At 48.3% G+C, this 20,374-nt stretch carries 19 protein-coding genes; 10 read left to right on the top strand and 9 right to left on the bottom strand.

The genetic code is table 11. The features are described from left to right. Window positions 1-175: 175 nt before the first annotated feature. From ffh to rplS, 5 genes are all read left to right on the top strand, one after another. Entirely contained in the window at window positions 176-1,555 is a 1,380-nt protein-coding gene (gene ffh / locus HGP28_RS07770; protein WP_168835899.1) for a signal recognition particle protein, read from the top strand. Between the two features lie 254 nt (window positions 1,556-1,809). Continuing rightward, entirely contained in the window at window positions 1,810-2,058 is a 249-nt protein-coding gene (gene rpsP, locus HGP28_RS07765) for a 30S ribosomal protein S16 (RefSeq protein WP_011079541.1), read from the top strand. A gap of 25 nt (window positions 2,059-2,083) precedes the next feature. Beyond that, a complete protein-coding gene (gene rimM, locus HGP28_RS07760; protein WP_168835898.1) occupies window positions 2,084-2,632 on the top strand; it encodes a ribosome maturation factor RimM in 549 nt (182 codons plus the stop codon). 27 nt (window positions 2,633-2,659) lie between these two features. After that, a complete protein-coding gene (trmD, locus tag HGP28_RS07755) occupies window positions 2,660-3,403 on the top strand; it encodes a tRNA (guanosine(37)-N1)-methyltransferase TrmD (protein WP_168835897.1) in 744 nt (247 codons plus the stop codon). A 40-nt stretch (window positions 3,404-3,443) separates the two neighbouring features. Beyond that, complete coding sequence (gene rplS / locus HGP28_RS07750) at window positions 3,444-3,797, top strand: 50S ribosomal protein L19 (protein ID WP_168835896.1); 354 nt, start codon at window positions 3,444-3,446, stop codon at window positions 3,795-3,797. A 167-nt stretch (window positions 3,798-3,964) separates the two neighbouring features. Here rplS and yacG read toward each other — a convergent pair whose 3' ends face one another. The 8 genes from yacG to nadC form a co-directional block, all read right to left on the bottom strand. Then, the gene (gene yacG, locus HGP28_RS07745) at window positions 3,965-4,159 is read right to left on the bottom strand and encodes a DNA gyrase inhibitor YacG (protein ID WP_168835895.1); all 195 of its coding nucleotides are present in this window, start codon (window positions 4,157-4,159) and stop codon (window positions 3,965-3,967) included. 297 nt (window positions 4,160-4,456) lie between these two features. Then, on the bottom strand, window positions 4,457-5,197 hold the full coding sequence (gene zapD, locus HGP28_RS07740) for a cell division protein ZapD (protein WP_168835894.1): 741 nt from the start codon (window positions 5,195-5,197) through the stop codon (window positions 4,457-4,459). A 27-nt stretch (window positions 5,198-5,224) separates the two neighbouring features. Then, window positions 5,225-5,839, bottom strand: coding sequence for a dephospho-CoA kinase (gene coaE, locus HGP28_RS07735; protein WP_168835893.1), 615 nt, complete (start codon window positions 5,837-5,839; stop codon window positions 5,225-5,227). 1 nt (window position 5,840) lies between these two features. Further along, a complete protein-coding gene (locus HGP28_RS07730) occupies window positions 5,841-6,695 on the bottom strand; it encodes a prepilin peptidase (RefSeq protein WP_281355543.1) in 855 nt (284 codons plus the stop codon). A gap of 69 nt (window positions 6,696-6,764) precedes the next feature. After that, window positions 6,765-7,982 (bottom strand): type II secretion system F family protein, encoded by a 1,218-nt coding sequence (locus HGP28_RS07725; protein WP_168835891.1) that lies wholly within the window; start codon window positions 7,980-7,982, stop codon window positions 6,765-6,767. A gap of 9 nt (window positions 7,983-7,991) precedes the next feature. Then, the gene (pilB, locus tag HGP28_RS07720) at window positions 7,992-9,686 is read right to left on the bottom strand and encodes a type IV-A pilus assembly ATPase PilB (protein WP_168835890.1); all 1,695 of its coding nucleotides are present in this window, start codon (window positions 9,684-9,686) and stop codon (window positions 7,992-7,994) included. A 19-nt stretch (window positions 9,687-9,705) separates the two neighbouring features. Further along, window positions 9,706-10,155, bottom strand: coding sequence for a pilin (locus tag HGP28_RS19350; protein ID WP_281355542.1), 450 nt, complete (start codon window positions 10,153-10,155; stop codon window positions 9,706-9,708). Between the two features lie 173 nt (window positions 10,156-10,328). Beyond that, the gene (gene nadC / locus HGP28_RS07710; protein WP_168835888.1) at window positions 10,329-11,222 is read right to left on the bottom strand and encodes a carboxylating nicotinate-nucleotide diphosphorylase; all 894 of its coding nucleotides are present in this window, start codon (window positions 11,220-11,222) and stop codon (window positions 10,329-10,331) included. A gap of 95 nt (window positions 11,223-11,317) precedes the next feature. Here nadC and ampD point away from each other — a divergent pair, with 95 nt between their 5' ends. From ampD to lpdA, 5 genes are all read left to right on the top strand, one after another. Continuing rightward, a complete protein-coding gene (gene ampD, locus HGP28_RS07705; protein WP_168835887.1) occupies window positions 11,318-11,911 on the top strand; it encodes a 1,6-anhydro-N-acetylmuramyl-L-alanine amidase AmpD in 594 nt (197 codons plus the stop codon). Window positions 11,912-12,260: 349 nt separating this feature from the next. Next, the gene (gene pdhR / locus HGP28_RS07700) at window positions 12,261-13,037 is read left to right on the top strand and encodes a pyruvate dehydrogenase complex transcriptional repressor PdhR (protein WP_168835886.1); all 777 of its coding nucleotides are present in this window, start codon (window positions 12,261-12,263) and stop codon (window positions 13,035-13,037) included. Window positions 13,038-13,077: 40 nt separating this feature from the next. After that, window positions 13,078-15,741, top strand: a complete 2,664-nt coding sequence (gene aceE, locus HGP28_RS07695) for a pyruvate dehydrogenase (acetyl-transferring), homodimeric type (RefSeq protein ID WP_168835885.1) — start codon at window positions 13,078-13,080, stop codon at window positions 15,739-15,741. A gap of 29 nt (window positions 15,742-15,770) precedes the next feature. Continuing rightward, window positions 15,771-17,666, top strand: coding sequence for a pyruvate dehydrogenase complex dihydrolipoyllysine-residue acetyltransferase (gene aceF, locus HGP28_RS07690; RefSeq protein ID WP_168835884.1), 1,896 nt, complete (start codon window positions 15,771-15,773; stop codon window positions 17,664-17,666). A gap of 249 nt (window positions 17,667-17,915) precedes the next feature. Continuing rightward, the gene (gene lpdA, locus HGP28_RS07685; protein WP_168835883.1) at window positions 17,916-19,346 is read left to right on the top strand and encodes a dihydrolipoyl dehydrogenase; all 1,431 of its coding nucleotides are present in this window, start codon (window positions 17,916-17,918) and stop codon (window positions 19,344-19,346) included. A gap of 356 nt (window positions 19,347-19,702) precedes the next feature. Here the strand turns inward: lpdA and HGP28_RS07680 are convergent, their stop codons facing one another. Further along, window positions 19,703-20,317: a LuxR/HapR/OpaR family quorum-sensing transcriptional regulator gene (locus tag HGP28_RS07680; RefSeq protein ID WP_168835882.1), complete on the bottom strand. Its 615-nt coding sequence runs from the start codon at window positions 20,315-20,317 to the stop codon at window positions 19,703-19,705. Between the last annotated feature and the right edge of the window lie 57 nt (window positions 20,318-20,374).

Here is a 20,374-nt window from a genome sequence, read left to right as displayed (position 1 = left end):
ATATCCCCTTCCTACTTGACGTTGCGGGGTTGTCAGCTTGCTCTCACAGACCTCACTACATAGCGTGTCTATGTTCAGAGGCTTTGCTTATGAGGGGCTGACCTGCATCGATATAGGGTTGGGTATCAACAGCGTCGATGAAAATGGCAACGAAGATTCGACATAAGAGACGACAATGTTTGAGAATTTAACGGATCGTTTATCCAGAACGCTGAAAAACATCAGCGGCAAAGGTCGCCTGACCGAAGACAATATCAAAGAGACGCTGCGCGAAGTGCGCATGGCGCTGCTTGAAGCGGATGTCGCCCTACCTGTGGTTCGCGAGTTTGTTAATCGCGTTAAAGCTGGCGCGGTAGGGGTTGAAGTATCAAAGTCGCTCACGCCAGGCCAAGAGTTTATCAAAATTGTTCAAGCTGAGCTTGAAGCGGTTATGGGTGAGTCTAATGAAGCGCTCAACCTTGCCGCTCAGCCACCTGCTGTGGTGTTGATGGCGGGTTTGCAAGGGGCTGGTAAAACGACCTCTGTGGGTAAGTTGGCCAAACTTTTGACCGAGCGCGATAAAAAGAAAGTGCTGGTCGTGTCTGCCGACGTTTATCGCCCTGCAGCAATTAAGCAGCTTGAAACGCTTGCCACCGATGTGGGCGTTGATTTCTTCCCATCAAGCCCAGATCAAAAGCCGATTGATATTGCCAATGCCGCCATTGATCACGCTAAGAAGAAATTCTATGACGTGCTGCTGGTCGATACGGCGGGTCGTCTTGCGATTGATGAGCAGATGATGGCTGAAATTCAGCAGTTGCACGCAGCGATAAATCCAGTCGAAACCTTGTTTGTGGTTGACGCCATGACAGGTCAAGATGCGGCCAATACGGCAAAAGCGTTTGGTGACGCACTGCCATTGACCGGGGTTATTTTAACTAAGGTCGACGGCGATGCTCGCGGCGGTGCGGCGCTATCGGTACGTCATATTACAGGTAAGCCCATCAAATTCTTGGGTGTCGGTGAAAAAACCGATGCACTAGAGCCGTTCCACCCTGACCGCGTAGCATCACGCATTCTCGGCATGGGCGATGTGTTGTCGCTGATTGAAGATCTGCAGCGTAACGTTGACCACGAAAAAGCGGCGAAACTGGCACAAAAGTTCAAAGAGAAGAAAGGCTTTGATCTGGAAGATTTTCGTGAGCAGTTAGGCCAAATGCAAAATATGGGCGGCATGATGGGAATGCTTGATAAGCTTCCAGGCATGTCGCAACTTCCTGCTAATGTCAAAGACAAGGTCGATGACAAAATGTTTAAGCAGATGGAAGCCATTATCAATTCAATGACGATGAAAGAACGTCAGCGTCCAGAACTGATTAAAGGCTCGCGCAAAAAACGGATTGCAGCAGGCTCTGGCACTCAAGTGCAAGACGTTAACCGTCTACTCAAGCAGTTTACCCAGATGCAGAAGATGATGAAGAAAATGCAAAAGGGCGGCATGAAAGGCATGATGCGCAACATGCAAGGCATGATGGGTGGCATGGGCGGTGGTGGTTTTAATCCGTTTGGTCGTTAATCGCAGCGCTGTGGTTTTGATGCTAACGCATCTCTAACCCTTTCAGTTGTTTGAGCATAAAGTTTCAAGGTGTTAGCGAGATCACATCATTACGGCTCAGTTTGTGGTGGTGAAAAAGTAGCTAAAGACCTTGCATTGCTTCGGAATAAGAGTAAAATTCCGGAGCTTTATTTTGGCACGAGACCCCAAACTGTTTAATAAATTTAAGCGGTTACTGGGGTTAATTTTATTTTTGAGAAAGCAAAGAGGACGACATGGTAACCATTCGTTTGGCACGTCACGGCGCGAAAAAGCGTCCATTCTATCAAATCGTAGTAGCGGACAGCCGCAATGTTGCAACTGGCCGTTTCATCGAGAAAGTGGGTTTCTTTAACCCAACTGCACAAGGTCAAGAAGAAGGTCTACGTATCGATCTAGATCGCGTTAACCACTGGGTTGGTCAAGGCGCATCTCTATCTGACCGCGTTGCTAAGCTAGTTAAAGACGCTCAAAAAGCGGCTTAATTCTAACGAAAGTAGAAATTAGCTTATGTCGATGAAAGGTAAAGAAACAATGAGCAACGAAAAAATGGTTGTAGGTAAGTTTGGTGCTACTTATGGCATTCGTGGTTGGCTCAAGGTTTTTTCCTACACAGACAATGCTGAAAACATCTTTGATTACAGCCCTTGGTTTGTTAACGAAAAAGGGCAGTGGGTTGAGCACAAAGTCGAAAGCTGGAAGCGCCATAACAAAGGTATGGTGGTAAAGCTTGAAGGATTAGAAGTACGCGAAGACGCGCATCTGCTAACCAATGTCGAAATTGCGATTGACCCGGCGGTATTACCAGAATTGTCAGAAGACGAGTTCTACTGGCGTGAATTGTTCGGAATGCAAGTAGTGACCACTAAAGGTTACGATTTAGGCACAGTCACAGACATGCTTGAAACTGGCTCGAACGATGTTTTGGTAGTAAAAGCCAATCTAAAAGATGCTTTTGGGCAAAAGGAACGATTAATTCCGTTCCTTGAAGAGCAAGTGATCATTAAAGTGGATCGCGAAGCTCAACGGATCGAAGTTGACTGGGATCCTGGATTCTAATCTTCAAAACTACAGAGCGAATTTAACATGTGGGTTGGCGTTATTAGCCTATTTCCAGAAATGTTCCGTTCTGTTACGGATTTTGGAGTAACAGGTCAAGCGGTTAAAAAAGGTCTCTTATCGATTGAGACATGGAATCCTCGTGATTTCACTCACGATAAGCATCGAACTGTCGATGATAGACCTTACGGTGGTGGCCCCGGTATGTTGATGATGGTGCAGCCTTTGCGCGACGCTATTCACACAGCCAAAGCAGCCTCACCGGGTAAGACGAAAGTCATTTACCTCTCGCCTCAAGGTCGCAAGCTCGACCAAAAAGGGGTTGTTGAGCTGGCAACAAACGAGAACTTGCTTCTCATTTGTGGCCGCTACGAAGGGGTAGATGAGCGCATTATTCAGTCCGAAGTTGACGAAGAATGGTCAATTGGTGACTTTGTAATGACCGGCGGAGAAATTCCGGCGATGACGCTCATTGATGCGGTATCGCGCTTTGTCCCTGGAGTGTTAGGCGATTTTGCCTCTGCAGAAGAAGATTCTTTTGCGAATGGCTTACTCGATTGCCCGCACTATACGCGCCCTGAGATCCTCGACGATAAAACCGTTCCGACGGTGTTGATGTCAGGCAATCATCAGGCGATTCGTCGCTGGCGATTACAGCAATCGCTAGGCCGAACTTGGCTGAGAAGACCAGAGCTTCTGGAAAACCTAGCTCTGACTGACGAACAGGAACTATTGCTCGCTGAGTTCATTCGTGAACACAAAGCGCAGTAACCTAATTTATTTAGTATCAGTTTATTCTAGGAAATTGAAAATGAGTAACATCATCAAAGCTCTTGAGCAAGAGCAAATGAAATCAGACCTACCTAAATTTGCACCAGGTGACACTGTTGTTGTTCAAGTTAAGGTAAAAGAAGGTGAGCGTGAGCGTCTACAGGCTTTTGAAGGCGTTGTAATCGCTATCCGTAACCGTGGTCTACACTCTGCATTCACTGTACGTAAGATCTCTAACGGTGAAGGTGTTGAGCGTACGTTCCAAACTCACTCTCCAGTTGTTGATAGCATTGAAGTTAAACGCCGCGGTGCAGTACGTCGTGCCAAACTGTACTACCTACGTGAGCGTTCTGGTAAGTCAGCTCGTATCAAAGAGAAACTTGCTAAGAAGTAATGCTATAACTAGCGTTCTCATAGTATTAACGGAGTCCCTCGGGGCTCCGTTTTTTTATGGAGAAAGGAAAGGGGCGGGTTGCTAGTGACGAGGGTTAGGACGACGTTTAAGAGTGGTCCTAAGGTGCTGTGTTCCTGTGGGGTGTTCCACAGAACCATAGAACTAAGTTAGTACTGTTCTTCTGACCAGCCATCAGAATCTGACATATCTGGCGCGCCAGGAATGCTATTTTCCTCATCCGCCCACTCGCCAAAATCGATCATTTGGCATTTTTTACTGCAAAACGGACGGTGAGGACTTTGTTCACCCCAAGTGACTTGGGTGCCGCATTGTGGGCAAGAAACAATCGTCGGTTGGTTCATGATAAATACTCACGTTAATCATACTCAGCAAGTGCTGGGAACTTGATGTTACAGCATTGTGCCGTCTATCCCCTTCCTACTTGAAGTTGCAGCGTTGTTGACCGGCACTCACAAACCTCATCACATAGTATATCTATGTTCAGAGGCTTTGTTTGCTGGTCGCCGACCAGCATCTTCAAGTTGTTTGGGTATAACAGCCATGCCAAGTGGGTTGGGTACAGAGCCGCCAGTGTACGCGAAACTGTCATCAAGCCCAAGCCCAGTCTTTGGCCGCATTACCTGGTGCTCAATGGGGAGCTAATTGCAAACAGCAAGATGAAAGGTCACATCTTGAGCGGTGGCTTGTCCGGTTTCAAAGTAGAGGAATTTAATCGCAAATCGACTTTTATGGCCTGAAATCATCGGATAAACCCCAAATTCTAATGGGATCTCAAGGCGTAAAATATTGGCCTCTTCCGCGTCGCTTTGGAAAAAACCAGTACGCGCAATTTGCGGCTTTAAGTGACCCGTTTCTCGCGTTAATTTAAGCCATAATGCGAGAGACTCACTGAGCGGGCGTAATGAGTTCAACCATTTTTGACTGTCGCGTTGGCGACGTTCCGTTGGCAAATGTTGCCAAAAGTGCAGGGCGGGCAAGTCAAAGCAGCAAGCGCCACCAGGCAAGTTGAATCGTTGACGAATCGCGGCTAAAAATCGATCTTCTTTTAGTGATTGCCCAAACCGCTCCGCTGCCATAAGGCGAGCATGAATTTGACTCAGTTCATCAAGCAAGGTGCGTAAAGTGGCTTGATCAACGCCATCCACATCCAGCCAAGCTCGATAGGTTTGTCGCTGTTTTTCCAGATCTTTGGCCAGTTCACTTTTGAGCTGGATCTGTTCAAAGATCTCAAGGAGATCAAACAGCGCACGAAAAAAAAGCAGATACTGGTGGGGATCGTGAAATTGCGCAGCGGCATGAGCTTGGCGCAACAGAGATTCGACTCGCAGATAAATACGAGTTTTTTCATTCAACGGATGTTCGAATTTGTGCGTGCTCATGCTATTCAGTCAGTAGAAATGATGCCGCTATTTTGGCCCATTTTGTGTACTTATGGCTAGGTACTTTCGATGTAATTGGTCAATTTTGTCAAAAAGAGTGTGCTGATCCGTGAGATTGTCCACGACTTCGGTGGCGTAACTCAGGCGCTGAGCGCGAGTCGCTTGTGCTGCAAGGATGGCTTGAACCTGTTCGGCAGAGACCCCATCGCGAGCGCAGGTACGTGCAATTTGGGTTTGTTCATCCACATCCACCACCAAAATGCGGTCACATAAGGATTGCAGCTGATTTTCTATCAATAGCGGTACGACTAATAATGCATACGGTGACTGAGTTTGGGTAAGCGCACGTTGCATTTGCGTGCGAATTAAAGGGTGCATTAACTCATTGAGCCACTGTTTATCGGCATCATTATTAAAAATGCGTTCACGCAATTGGGCGCGGTCAAGCGTGCCATCACGATTTAAAATTTGCGGTCCAAAGTGCGCGGCAATTTGCTGCAAACCTTGTGTTTTCGGTTCAACAACTTGCCGAGCAATCACATCGGCGTCAACCAAATCAATGCCGTATGCTTGATGAAAGCGATTGGCAACTGTGGTCTTGCCACTGGCAATGCCGCCAGTGAGGCCAACGACGAAACTCATATTAAAGCCCCAAAACCGCGTGAAAATACCACTGCTGAATGTCATTGCCCCAAAGTAAGGCCACCCAGCCGGCTATGGCCAAATAAGGCCCAAATGGGAATGCGCTGTTGATCCCTTGCTTTTGCAGTCGCAGTTGAATTAGGCCAAATACCACGCCAACCAGCGAGGAGAGCAAAATGATCATCGGTAGGGCTTGCCAGCCACACCAAGCGCCAAGGGCTGCGAGCAATTTGAAATCCCCATAGCCCATTCCCTCTTTGCCGGTGATCAGACGAAATAAGTGATAAACACTCCACAGCGATAGATAACCTGCCATGGCACCAATGACCGCATCTTGCAATGAAACGGGGCTTATTTGTAACAGCGCCAATAAAATCCCTGCCCAAAGCAGGGGCAAAGTGAGCTGGTCGGGCAGCAACATGGTATCCAAATCGATAAAGGTCGCAGCGATAAGTACCCATGATAGCGCGATGATCGCAAGCGTCATGTCACTGTAGCCCAGATGCCAAGCAACCCAACCGGAAACCAAAGCGGTTAATAATTCAACCAGTGGATAACGAACACTAATCGCGTGCTGGCAATGATGGCAGCGGCCTTTTAACCAAAGCCAACTGAGCAGCGGAATGTTGTCGCGGACTCGAATCGCGGTATGACAATGCGGGCAGGTTGAGCGTGGTAAACTTAAACTCAGTGTTTCGGTGACGGGGGCAATGTTGGCGTTGGGAAATGATTCAGCGCACTCATTTTGCCAAGCGATTTCCATCATGCGCGGTAGGCGTGCAATCACGACATTTAAAAAACTGCCGATAATTAGGCCAAGGAGTGCGGCAAAAAGCGCAAAACTCCACGGCATCATAATAAAAAGCTCTATCATCTGTTATACACAAGGTTGTGGTACGCACGGCGGCGCAAAGGAGTCGTTATTCTAACCCATAACACTCATTAGGTTGAAGATAGGCAGATACATCGCCGTCACTAAACCACCAACCACCACACCGAGAAACACGATAATCAGTGGCTCTAAGATCTTACTTAAATTATCGACCGTGTTATCCACCTCAAATTCGTAGATAGCGGCGATTTTGTTGAGCATGCTATCGAGCTGACCAGACTCTTCTCCTATCATCACCATTTGCAGCACCATCTCAGGAAACGCTTCGGTATTGCGCATGGCAATATACATTGGCACGCCTGCCGCAGTATCGCGATGAATCTGTTTCACCGCTTGCTCGAAATACGCATTTCCTGCGGTTTTTCCGGTGGTTTGTAACCCCATGAGAATGGGAATACCCGAGCTAAAGCTGGTGGCCAAAGTGCGACTAAACCGGGCAATAGCCGCTTTGGTGAGTATCGAGCCTAAAATCGGAAGCCGTAAACTTAAGCGAGCTAACAGGTAGGTTAAGTGCGAAGAACGCTGTTTGGCTTTGAGTAACAAAAGTCCCCCTATTGCGCTGACACTCATTACCCATGCGCCATATTGCTGGACCCAGTCTGAGAGCACCAGCACTTGACGAGTAAAAAAGGGCAATTCGGCGCCATAGCTGGCAAACATGGTTTTAAATTGAGGGATCACCAGCACCAACATTAAATAGGAAACCAGCATGGCGATGATCACGACGATACTAGGATAAATAGAGGCTTTAATGACTTTTGCTCGCAACTGCTCACTCTTTTCACGATAAAGAGCAAGGCGCTCAAATATCGCATCTAACTGACCCGATTGCTCTCCTGTGGCGACCAAATCAATATACAAAGGGTCAAACAGTGAACTTGCTTGGTGCAAGCTTTTCGCCAGTGGCATGCCACTTTCAATCGATTGACAGACATGGCGTAAAAGCGACTTCATTTCGGCTTTTTTATGATTGTCACTGACCAGTTTTAGCGCCTGTAAAATCGGAACGCCGGTGGCGAGCATGGTGGCAAGTTGGCGCGTCAGTAACGTGATATCTCGCGGTTTGAGGCGGTTTCTGATGCGGCTGATGAGTGAGACACGACGGCTTTTGAGCTTGCGGATTTGGATTCGCTGCGCTTTGAGTTTTTCGCGCACCTCGATTTCACTCATGGCCAGCAGACGTCCGGCGCATTTTTGACCCGCGCTGTTTTGGCCCTTCCAATCGTAGTTTTTTAGCATTCTTGGCTTCATAGCTGTGGCCTAATCAATAAAAAGCACTCGCTGCAACTCTTCAAAACTGGTGATTCCAGCACTCACTTTCTCAAGCCCGGATTGGGTTAACGTGAGCATGCCTTGCTCAGCCGAGAGACGTTCAATCTCATAAGCGGAAGCGTTATGAAAGATGGCATCGGCAAGGGGGGAATTAAATGCCATCACTTCATAAAGTCCAACGCGGCCGCTGTAACCAAGGTTACATTGACTGCAACCTGCCGGATTAGCGCGATAAATCGTACTGCCTAAGTGAAGCCCAAGCGCACTTTGCGCCGCCGTCACGGTTGTGGCGCATTTGCAATGGGGACACAACCTGCGTGCGAGTCGCTGCGCAATGATCAGGCTGAGAGAGGCGGCAAGGTTATAGGCTTCAATCCCCATGTTGGTAAGGCGTATGACCGTTTCAGCGGCAGAGTTAGTATGAAGGGTCGAGAGCAAAAGGTGTCCCGTTTGCGCCGCTTTAATGGCGATTTCTGCGGTTTCGCTATCGCGGATCTCCCCAAGCATGATTACATCGGGATCTTGACGTAAAAATGCGCGCAGTGCGGTAGCAAAGTTAAGGCCAATTTTGGGCTGAATTTGCACCTGATTGATACCGAATAGGTTGATTTCTATTGGGTCTTCTGCCGTTGCAATGTTAATTTCGGGTCGGTTAATGAGACTCAGCCCAGCGTAGAGTGACACGGTTTTGCCGCTGCCGGTTGGGCCTGTGATCAATATCATCCCTTGAGGTTTTTTCAGCGCATTGACATAGAGGGCTTTTTGTTGCGGATTAAACCCGAGTTGGTCAAGGTTTAACTTGTTTGCGCTGCTCTCTAGCAGTCGTAACACAATTTTTTCACCAAATAGCGTTGGCAGGGTAGAGACACGCATGTCAATCGCAGTGGTATCATTGAGGCGCAATTTGATACGGCCATCTTGAGGTAGGCGGCGCTCAGCAATGTCGAGTTTGGCGATAATTTTGAGTCGCGATGACAAGCGACGACTGAGTTGAGTCGGAGGCTGCTCAGTTTCAATCAATAATCCATCACAGCGCAGCCGAACGCGGTAGTGATTATCATAGGGCTCGAAATGAATGTCAGAAGCGCCTTTACGCACCGCATCGAGTAAGATTTGGTTGATGAAACGGGCAACGGGAGCACTGTCTTGGCTTAAATCCTCGATTTGTTCAAGTTCATCGTCAGAGACGCGTACCAGTGTGGCTAACTCATCGCGGTTGATCTCTTTTCCCTGCGAGGCTGATGCGCTGGCGGCAAGCGTTTGGCCATAGAGGTGGCGTATGGCGCTTTGAAGAGAGGTAATGTCACACAATACGGGCTCAACATGGAACTCTGAAGAGAAGCGAAATTCCTCTTCGGCTTGCTGGCTGGTAGGGTCGGCGAGGGCGAGCAGTAACGTGCCATCGACAATCTGTAGCGGCAAGGCTTGGTGGCGCGTGATGAGCGCGCGCAGGCCGAGTTGCTGACAAGTCGCGGCATAGTCAAATTCGGTGAGTTCGATTTGACGCAAGCCAAACGTGGCAGCTAAAAATGCTGCCAGTTGTTTGGCTTCAATATGCTGACCACGAATCAATAACTCAGCCGCGCTTGCTTCGCCTTGTGCCCACTGCGCTTCAAGTTGCAGCAGCGCATTGGCACTCAGGTGCTGATGTTGCGCCAGCAGCTCAAAAATCGGGTGCGACATAATCAAAGGCGTTTAACTCTTAGCTGCTTGGACACCAATCGGTGACGACAGTGTCATCTACTTCACAACTGACTTGCCATGTATAGCCAAAGGTAACACCATCTTTTACTTTTTCTGTTGGTGTCAAAATGACTGAACTTTTGGCCGGTAACGAACCAAATCCAGCGGAGCTAAGCGCAGTAATAACGCCATTTTCTGTTGTGATTGTGAAATCACCCAGATCTTGGGTTGCCGGAATGCCGTTATTTGGCGAATCACAATCTGCTAAGGTGTTACCTGACGCTAAACAGATCGTCACAGCAGATTTCATTGCTGAGGTGGCTTGGAGCATATTCGTGGCATTCGCACGTTTGGTGTAATCTTGGTAGGCTGGAATGGCGAAGGCAGACAAAATTGCGACAATCGCCACCACAATCATCAATTCAACGAGGGTAAAACCGCGTTGTGTCATGCGTTGACTCTGTTTCATCATTAGTCCTTACTATTTAGAGAGACGATGACGGCTAGAGTAAACAGCGGATAAACTTGAGCAAAAGAGATTGTGGCGGGGTGTGCGAGGCAAAGTCAAAAATTATTCAACTGTTGCAATAACCTCGCAACAATTTGCGAGGTTATTGTTATTGAGGGCGACCGATTAAGAATTTATTCTTGGCAAAAGCGCATCGAAAGGTCTAGCGCCTGAATGTGCTTGGTCAGCGCGCCAACCGAGATGTAATCGACACCGGTTTCGGCGTACTCAGCAATGGTATCAAGCGTCACATTGCCTGAGTTTTCCAAGGCGGCACGGCCAGCATTGATCGCCACGGCTTGACGCATCATCTCTGTGGTAAAGTTATCAAGCATAATGATGTCGGCACCGGCATCAATGGCCTGTTGCAGCTCATCTAAAGACTCGGTTTCGACTTCTACCGGTTTGCCAGGGTTGAGCGCTTTGGCGGTGTGAATCGCGGCAGCGATGCCACCGCATGCTATGATGTGATTTTCTTTAATGAGGTAGGCGTCAAAAACCCCAATACGATGATTGTCCCCTCCGCCACAGGCAACGGCGTATTTCAACGCACTGCGCAGGCCAGGAATGGTTTTTCGCGTGTCCAACAGACGGCATTGAGTATGAGCAATCTTGGCAGCATAACGGGCGGTCACGGTCGCGCAGCCAGATAAGGTTTGAATAAAGTTCATCGCGTTGCGCTCGCCTGTTAATAGCGCGCGCGCCGGGCCTTCAAGTGTACACAGCGTTTGATTTGGCGTGAGAGCATCGCCATCTTGAACATGCCAAGTGATAGTGACGTCACCGCCAAGCTGTTTAAACACTTCATCGGCCCAAGCTTGGCCACAAAACACGCCAGCCTCACGAGTGATAATTGTGGCTCGGTTACGAACATCGGCGGGAATGAGCGCTGCGGTGATATCATTGCTGGCATCGAGCGTACCACCGAGATCCTCTTTGAGCGTGTCGCGCACCGCACGAGTAATATCGGCAGGCAGTGATTGCTTGAGCGCCTCAAGACGCGCTTGGCTGTTGTGAGTTTGATTCATGCACATCGTTCTTGAAAGGGGATGGGAAGCAAATGATACTCTTGGCGTAGCACAATTTCAGTAATTTTCAGCACAAATCGCACGGGAACCGAGTTATGCAGCAAATCTGTCATGAAATCGAGCAAGGATGGTGGCGAAAGGCGCGTCGCGTGCCGTCTCCCCATTATGATCTACGTCCAACACCAACAATGTCTGGCTTACCCTGTGATATTTCACTTTTGGTGCTTCATAACATTTCGTTGCCGCCGGGCCAATTTGGTGGCCCTTTTATTGAGGACTTTTTTTTAGGTCAGCTGGACGCATCGCAACATCCCTTTTTTCAGGTAATTGAAAAAATGCGAGTGTCAGCTCACTGCTTGATCCGTCGTGACGGTGAGGTTGTGCAATTTGTGTCGTTCGAGCATCGCGCGTGGCATGCCGGTATTTCATCATTTGCCGGCCGTGAGCGATGTAACGATTACTCAATTGGTATTGAACTCGAAGGCACTGATTTTACGCATTATACCACCGAGCAGTATCACAGCTTGGCCGAGCTGACTGCGCAGCTGCAGTGTTGTTACCCTGAAATGGTCAACGAGCGGATCACCGGTCATCAATACATAGCACCACTGCGAAAAACCGATCCGGGTTTGTGTTTTGATTGGCGGTATTTTCATGGTGAGCTAGCGCAAGCTAAGCGTCAGCTCTAAGTGGTTTGGGTATCCATTTTTTCACCATACTTGAGCGGCATTGACCGTTTTACCTCGTTCATCCACCGCTCACTCATCGAATGAGATGGCGCAAAATATGTTACCAATTTGCGTCATTTGCATGACACCGCTCAGAATATTCGCTGCACCTCCGTTGCATATGTGTAATTGGTAAGACCAAAGTATTTATCATTTAGACACTCATCTGTTAATTCTTTGTGTGCATCCTCTCCTTTCCATGATTTACATCAAATTTATCTAGACATTAATGTATTTGATATGTTAATTTTTGTGCATTGAATAAATTGGTAAGACCAATTAACAGCAACGCGAAAAAGTGGCTTTGATAATGACCTATCAACGGATTCGTCAGCCAAAACTCTCTGATGTGATAGAGCAAGAGTTGGAGCGGCTGATAGTAGAAGGAACCTTAGCGCCGGGCCAGCAACTACCGCCAGAGCGTGAATTGGCAAAACAATTTGAGGTGTCACGACCTTCGATACGTGAAGCGATTCAACGTTTGGAGGCAAAGCGCCTATTGACCCGTCGTCAGGGCGGGGGGACTTTTGTTAGCGAGCACATTTGGACCAGTTTTTCCGATCCGCTCTTGAATCTGCTAGCCAGCCATTCCGAAACTCAATTGGACTTGCTTGAAGCGCGTCATGCGCTAGAAGGTATTGCCGCTTATTTTGCCGCGTTGCGCGGAACCGAGGCCGATTTTGCGCGCATTGTCAGTACGCTCGAAAGCATCAGTGATGAGCAAACAGCGCAAAATATTGAGGCAGAAGCAGCCGCGGTTATGGCGTTTTTGGTTGCCTTAACCGAAGCGGCTCACAACGTAGTTTTGCTGCATATCGTGCGCAGCCTTGCGCCTTTGTTAGAGCAAAACGTGTTACAGAATTTGAAGCTGTTACACCGCCGTGAAGAAGTGGTGGTGAAAGTCAGTAAACACCGCGCCAACATTGTTGACGCGATCGTTTCTGGCCAGCCAGAGCAGGCGCGCGAAATGTGTCACGCCCATTTGGCTTATATCGAAGAAACCTTATTGGATCTCAGTCGAGAGGAGTCGCGTCGTGAGCGCTCTCTTCGACGAATTCAACAAGGGAATAATTCATCCACGACGTAATTTATCTTGTTTGATCCCACTATTAGAAGGATAGATCGCCATGTCTGATATCAAGCATGACGTAGATGCACTGGAAACTCAGGAGTGGTTAGCTGCGCTTGAGTCGGTTGTTCGCGAAGAGGGAATTGAGCGTGCTCAATTTCTACTTGAGCAAGTGCTCGACAAAGCGCGCCTAGATGGCGTTGATATGCCAACTGGCATTACAACCAACTACATTAACACCATTCCTGCCTCGCAAGAGCCGGCTTATCCGGGCGATACCACGCTTGAGCGTCGCATTCGTTCGATCATCCGCTGGAATGCCATCATGATCGTACTGCGTGCGTCGAAAAAAGATTTGGACTTGGGGGGGCATATGGCCTCATTCCAATCGTCAGCCGCGTTTTATGAAACCTGCTTTAACCATTTCTTCCGTGCGCCAAACGCAAAAGATGGCGGTGATTTGGTTTACTACCAAGGTCATATCTCTCCGGGGATCTACGCTCGTGCATTTGTTGAAGGCCGCTTGACAGAAGAGCAGTTGGACAACTTCCGTCAGGAAGTCGATGGCAAAGGTCTTCCTTCATATCCACACCCGAAATTGATGCCAGAGTTTTGGCAATTCCCAACGGTTTCTATGGGATTAGGCCCAATTGCCTCTATCTATCAAGCGCGTTTCCTCAAATATCTTGAAGGTCGTGGTTTGAAAGACACCGCCGAGCAGCGTGTTTATGCCTTCCTTGGTGACGGTGAGATGGATGAACCAGAATCGCGTGGTGCAATCTCTTTCGCCGCGCGTGAGAAACTGGATAACCTATGTTTCCTTATCAACTGTAACCTGCAGCGCCTTGATGGCCCTGTCATGGGTAACGGTAAGATCATTCAAGAACTTGAAGGCTTGTTTAAAGGCGCAGGTTGGAATGTGGTGAAAGTTATCTGGGGCAATAATTGGGATGCTCTGCTTGCTAAAGACACCACAGGTAAGCTATTGCAGCTGATGAATGAAACCATTGATGGTGATTATCAAACCTTCAAAGCTAAAGATGGTGCGTACGTGCGTGAGCACTTCTTTGGAAAATACCCAGAAACGGCAGCGCTGGTTGCGGATATGACCGACGATGAGATTTTTGCGCTCAAACGCGGTGGTCATGACTCATCGAAGCTTTACGCTGCATACAAAAATGCCGAAGAGACCAAAGGGAAACCGACGGTTATCCTAGCGAAAACCGTAAAAGGTTATGGTATGGGTGAGGCTGCAGAAGGTAAGAACATTGCGCACCAAGTTAAGAAGATGGATATGACGCACGTATTGCACCTGCGTGATCGTCTTGGTCTTCAAGATATTTTGACCGATGACGCGGTGAAAGAGCTTCCATATCTGAAACTAGAGCAAGGTTCAAAAGAGTACGAATATCTTCACGCGCGTCGCCAAGCTCTGCATGGCTATACGCCACAGCGCCTACCAAAATTCACTCAAGATCTTGTCGTGCCTGAGCTAGACGAATTTAAACCGCTGCTGGAAGAGCAAAAGCGTGAGATCTCATCGACGATGGCGTTTGTGCGTGCGTTGAACGTTCTGCTTAAGAATAAAAATATCGGTAAGAACATCGTGCCTATCATCGCTGACGAAGCGCGTACCTTTGGTATGGAAGGCTTGTTCCGCCAAATCGGTATTTATAACCCACACGGTCAGAACTATACCCCACAAGATCGCGATATTGTTTCTTACTACAAAGAAGCGACTTCAGGTCAGGTTCTGCAAGAAGGGATCAATGAACTTGGTGCGATGTCTTCGTGGGTTGCGGCTGCGACGTCATACTCGACCAACGATCTGCCTATGATCCCGTTCTACATCTATTACTCAATGTTCGGTTTCCAACGTGTTGGCGACATGGCATGGATGGCCGGTGACCAACAAGCGCGTGGCTTCCTATTAGGGGCAACAGCAGGCCGCACCACACTAAATGGTGAAGGCTTACAACACGAAGACGGTCACTCGCACATTATGGCGAGTACGGTACCAAATTGTATCTCTTATGACCCTACTTTTGCCTACGAAGTGGCGGTGATTATGCAAGACGGTATTCGTCGCATGTACGGTGAGAACCAAGAGAACGTGTTCTACTACCTAACACTGATGAACGAAAACTACGCCATGCCAGCAATGCCAGAGGGTGCGGAAGAAGGCATTCGCAAAGGGATCTACAAACTTGAAACTTACGCGGGTTCGAAGGGCAAAGTTCAGCTAATGAGCTCAGGCACCATTATGAACGAAGTGCGTAAAGCGGCGAAGATCTTGAGCGATGAGTACGGCATTGCATCTGATGTTTATTCTGTCACTTCATTTAACGAAGTGACCCGCGATGGCCAGGCTTGTGAGCGTTTCAATATGTTGCACCCGAATGCCGAAGCGCAAGTGCCTTACATTCAACAAGTCATGGGAACTGAACCTGCGATTGCGGCAACCGATTATATGAAGAATTACGCTGAGCAAGTACGTGCGTTTATTCCTGCTGAATCATACAAAGTGCTGGGCACAGATGGGTTTGGCCGCTCCGATAGCCGTGAAAACCTACGTCGTCACTTTGAAGTGAACGCAGGTTATGTGGTGGTGGCAGCGTTAACTGAACTGGCAAAACGTGGCGAAGTCGAAACGTCAGTGATTGCAGAAGCGATCAAGACATTTGATATCGACACTGAAAAAACCAACCCACTCTACGCGTAAATAGCGCTGAATTAACGAAGGAAATAGACATGGCAATCGAAATTAATGTACCAGATATCGGTGCGGATGAGGTTGAAGTGACAGAAATCCTTGTCAGCGTTGGCGACAAGGTAGAGGAAGAGCAGTCACTTATCACGGTGGAAGGCGATAAAGCGTCGATGGAAGTACCTGCGTCTCAAGCTGGCATTGTGAAAGAAATCAAAGTCGCGGAAGGTGATTCTGTTACAACAGGCTCTCTCATCATGATTTTTGAAGAGGCTGGATCGTCCGTTGAAGCAGCAGCGGCTCCAGCCGCAGAGACAGCGCCAGTCGCAGCCCCTGCTGCCAGTGAGCTGAAAGAAGTTCACGTACCTGATATCGGTGGCGACGAAGTCGAAGTAACTGAAATTATGGTTGCAGTTGGCGATGCAGTAGAAGAAGAGCAATCACTTCTCACGGTTGAAGGCGACAAAGCGTCAATGGAAGTACCAGCACCTTTTGCCGGTACGGTTAAAGAGATCAAGATTGCGACGGGTGACTCTGTCACAACAGGCTCTCTTGTGATGGTATTTGAGGTGGCCGGCAGTCCGGTGGCCGGCTCAGGTGCTGTGGCTCCAGCTCCTGCAGCGGTTGAAGCGCCAGCGGTAGCCGCAGACAAAGACGTTAACGTGCCAGATATTGGCGGAGACGAAGTCGAAGTGACGGAAATCATGGTTGCAGTTGGCGACGCAGTAGAAGAAGAGCAATCTCTCATTACTGTGGAAGGTGACAAAGCGTCAATGGAAGTACCCGCACCATTTGCCGGCACAGTAAAAGAAATTAAGATTGCCGCAGGCGACAAAGTGACGACCGGCTCTCTAATCATGATTTTCGCTACAGCGGCAGGCGAAGTTTCAGCGCCTGTTGCAGCGCCGGCACAAGCAGCAGCTCCTGCTCCGGCAGCGGCGGCATCGGCGGAGCGTCCAAAAGCTGAAGATCCAGCAGTAGCTGGCAATTTTGAAGAAAATAACGAGTACGCGCACGCGTCTCCGGTAGTTCGTCGTCTTGCTCGTGAATTTGGCGTTAACCTATCTAAGGTTAAAGGTACTGGTCGTAAGAGCCGCATTCTTAAAGAAGACGTTCAAGCTTACGTGAAAGAGGCACTGAAGCGTCTTGAGTCTGGCGCAGGTGCAGCAGCCTCTGGTAAAGGCGACGGCGCCGCGCTAGGTCTACTGCCTTGGCCAAAAGTGGACTTCAGCAAGTTCGGCGAAACTGAAGTTCAGAAGCTCTCTAAGATCAAGAAGATCTCTGGCGCGAACCTACACCGTAACTGGGTGATGATCCCGCACGTTACGCAATGGGATAACGCCGACATCACTGAACTTGAAGCATTCCGTAAAGAGCAAAATGCGATTGAAGCGAAGAAAGACACAGGCATGAAGATCACGCCGCTGGTGTTCATCATGAAAGCGGTCGCCAAAGCACTTGAAGCCTTCCCTGCGTTTAACTCTTCTCTTTCTGAAGATGGTGAAAGCATCATTCTCAAGAAATACGTGAACGTCGGTATTGCCGTTGATACGCCAAATGGTCTGGTTGTTCCTGTCTTTAAAGATGTGAACAAGAAAGGTATTTACGAGCTTTCTGAAGAGCTGATGGTGGTGTCTAAGAAAGCACGCGCAGGTAAACTTACCGCTGCGGATATGCAGGGCGGCTGCTTTACCATCTCGAGCCTAGGTGGTATCGGCGGCACTGCATTTACCCCTATCGTGAATGCACCAGAGGTCGGTATCCTTGGGGTATCTAAATCTGAAATGAAACCGGTATGGAATGGCAAAGAGTTTGCGCCACGCTTGCAACTGCCATTGTCACTCTCTTATGACCATCGCGTTATTGATGGTGCGGAAGGGGCGCGCTTCATTACTTACCTTAACAGTTGTCTTTCTGACATTCGTCGTTTGGTATTGTAATACTCAAAAGCGTCTTGAGGCGGCCTTGGCCGCCTCAACAAAATAAAGCGACAGGGCGAAATGAGCATCGAGTTATCATGGCCGTTACTATCGAACTGTCGTTCAGCTCACAGGCCAAATTGATTCACTTTTCACATCGTTAACATCTCTGTAAACTGTTGACGAACAAAAATAATCGTTGAACACCAGCGCCATTAGATAAAAATCAATTTCTCAGCCTGTTAGGGATAATGACTACAAGAGGTCAAAATGAGCAAAGAAATTAAAGCCCAAGTCGTGGTACTTGGTTCGGGTCCTGCGGGATACTCAGCGGCATTTCGCTGTGCCGACCTAGGGTTACACACTGTTTTAGTTGAACGTTACAGCACACTGGGTGGTGTCTGCTTGAACGTTGGCTGTATTCCATCAAAAGCATTACTTCATGTATCAAAAGTCATCGAAGAAGCAAAAGCGATGGCCGAGCATGGTGTTGTGTTTGGTGAGCCGCAAACCGACATCAGCAAAATCCGCATTTGGAAAGAGAAGGTGGTTAATCAGTTGACTGGTGGCCTTGCGGGTATGGCGAAAATGCGCAATGTTACCGTGGTGAACGGTTACGGTAAATTTACTGGCCCTAACAGCATCTTGGTTGAAGGTGAAGGCGAGCCAACCGTGGTTAATTTTGATAATGCGATTGTTGCTGCAGGCTCTCGTCCAATCAAACTGCCATTTATTCCGCATGAAGATCCGCGTATTTGGGACTCAACAGACGCGCTTGAGCTAAAAGAAGTCCCTGAAAAACTGCTGATCATGGGCGGCGGTATCATCGGTTTAGAAATGGGTACGGTCTACCACTCACTGGGTTCGAAAGTGGACGTGGTTGAGATGTTTGACCAAGTGATCCCGGCAGCAGACAAAGACATCGTGAAAGTCTTCACTAAGCGTATCGAGAAGAAATTCAACTTGATGCTCGAGACCAAAGTGACCGCGGTTGAAGCGAAAGAAGACGGTATCTACGTTTCAATGGAAGGCAAAAAAGCCCCAGCAGAAGCGGAGCGCTATGACGCGGTTCTCGTCGCTATCGGTCGTGTGCCCAACGGCTTGCTCATTGATGGCGAAAAAGCTGGCGTTGAAATTGATGAGCGTGGTTTTATCAATGTCGACAAGCAGATGCGCACAAACGTACCTCATATTTTTGCTATCGGTGATATTGTCGGCCAGCCAATGCTTGCTCATAAAGGGGTGCACGAAGGCCATGTTGCGGCTGAAGTGATCTCAGGTAAGAAGCACTACTTCGACCCGAAAGTTATTCCATCAATCGCGTACACTGAGCCAGAAGTGGCGTGGGTTGGTAAGACTGAGAAAGAAGCAAAAGCAGAAGGCATCAACTACGAAGTGGCAACATTCCCATGGGCAGCTTCAGGTCGCGCAATCGCATCGGACTGCGCTGACGGTATGACTAAGCTTATCTTTGACAAAGAGACTCACCGCGTCATCGGTGGTGCTATTGTGGGCACAAACGGTGGTGAACTGCTTGGTGAAATCGGCTTAGCTATTGAGATGGGCTGTGATGCTGAGGATATCGCATTGACTATTCATGCGCACCCAACGCTGCACGAGTCGGTCGGTCTTGCGGCTGAAGTGTTTGAAGGTTCAATTACTGATCTGCCAAACAAAAAAGCGGTGAAGAAGAAAAAATAGGTCTTGAGCCTAACCTCAAACGAAAAAACCGCTGTCTATACAGCGGTTTTTTATTGCTTGTCCCTTTCCACTTGAAGATGCAGTGCTTTTCGTTGTAAAGAAAAGGTCGTTGTGAGGAAAAGGCAGGTGTTCGCCAACCTTATCACATTGTTTATCTAGATTAACGACGTGCTCAAAGGCTTTGTTTACGGCCTACCTGCATTTCAAGTGGTCTTGAGTATACCCGTCCTACTTGAAGTTGCAGCGGTGTTGACGGGCACTCACAAACCTCATCACATAGCTCATCTATGCTCAGAGGCTTTGTTCGCTGGTCGCCTACCTGCATCTTCAAGTTGTTTGGGTATATATAACGATATTTAATGCACTTGTTTATAAATGCACAGCATATCGAGATAAGTTTGAGTTAAGCTGTCGAGCTCTTCCGGGCTTTTGCTTCGATTGGCTTGAACAAATAGTGAGTAGCAGATCCCTTGAAATAGATTAGCAAGGTGCTCCACATCATGTTCTGAACAGACTTCATCACGCTCAATCGCTTTGGCAAACATATTTTGCAGCAGTAGCTGATTGGTATGATTGGTGGTGACAAACAGAGGCCAAACTTCGTCACGCGTTGAAGCGCTCCATTCAAACCACACTTTAAGCCAGTGACAATCTTCTTTGATAAGCTCAATCATGGTTGATGTGATACTAGAGAGATTCTCTTTAGCATGACAATCTAAATCGATATTATCCGAGAGAAAGTTTGAAAATTGACGCACAACTTGAGTCAACACGTCATCAACTAAATCCTCACGAGTCGGAAAATAGTTAAATACAGTCGCGACCGATACTTGGGCGATTTCAGCAATATCGGCGTGGCCACCACGGCCAATACCACGAGTTGCAAATACTTCTAATGCAATCTCCATCAGTTGCTGCTTACGTTTTTGAGGCGACAGTCTCGTACGAGGTCGCTTTGCAATTGAATCCATAATTCTTTCCTTGCCAATGGGTTGTTATATTGTCCCGCTTGACGAGGCAGCAGATCG

The organism is Vibrio agarilyticus (assembly GCF_012641465.1).
Classification (GTDB): Bacteria; Pseudomonadota; Gammaproteobacteria; order Enterobacterales; family Vibrionaceae; genus Vibrio; species Vibrio agarilyticus.
This window is presented reverse-complemented; position numbering and strand designations above follow the sequence as displayed.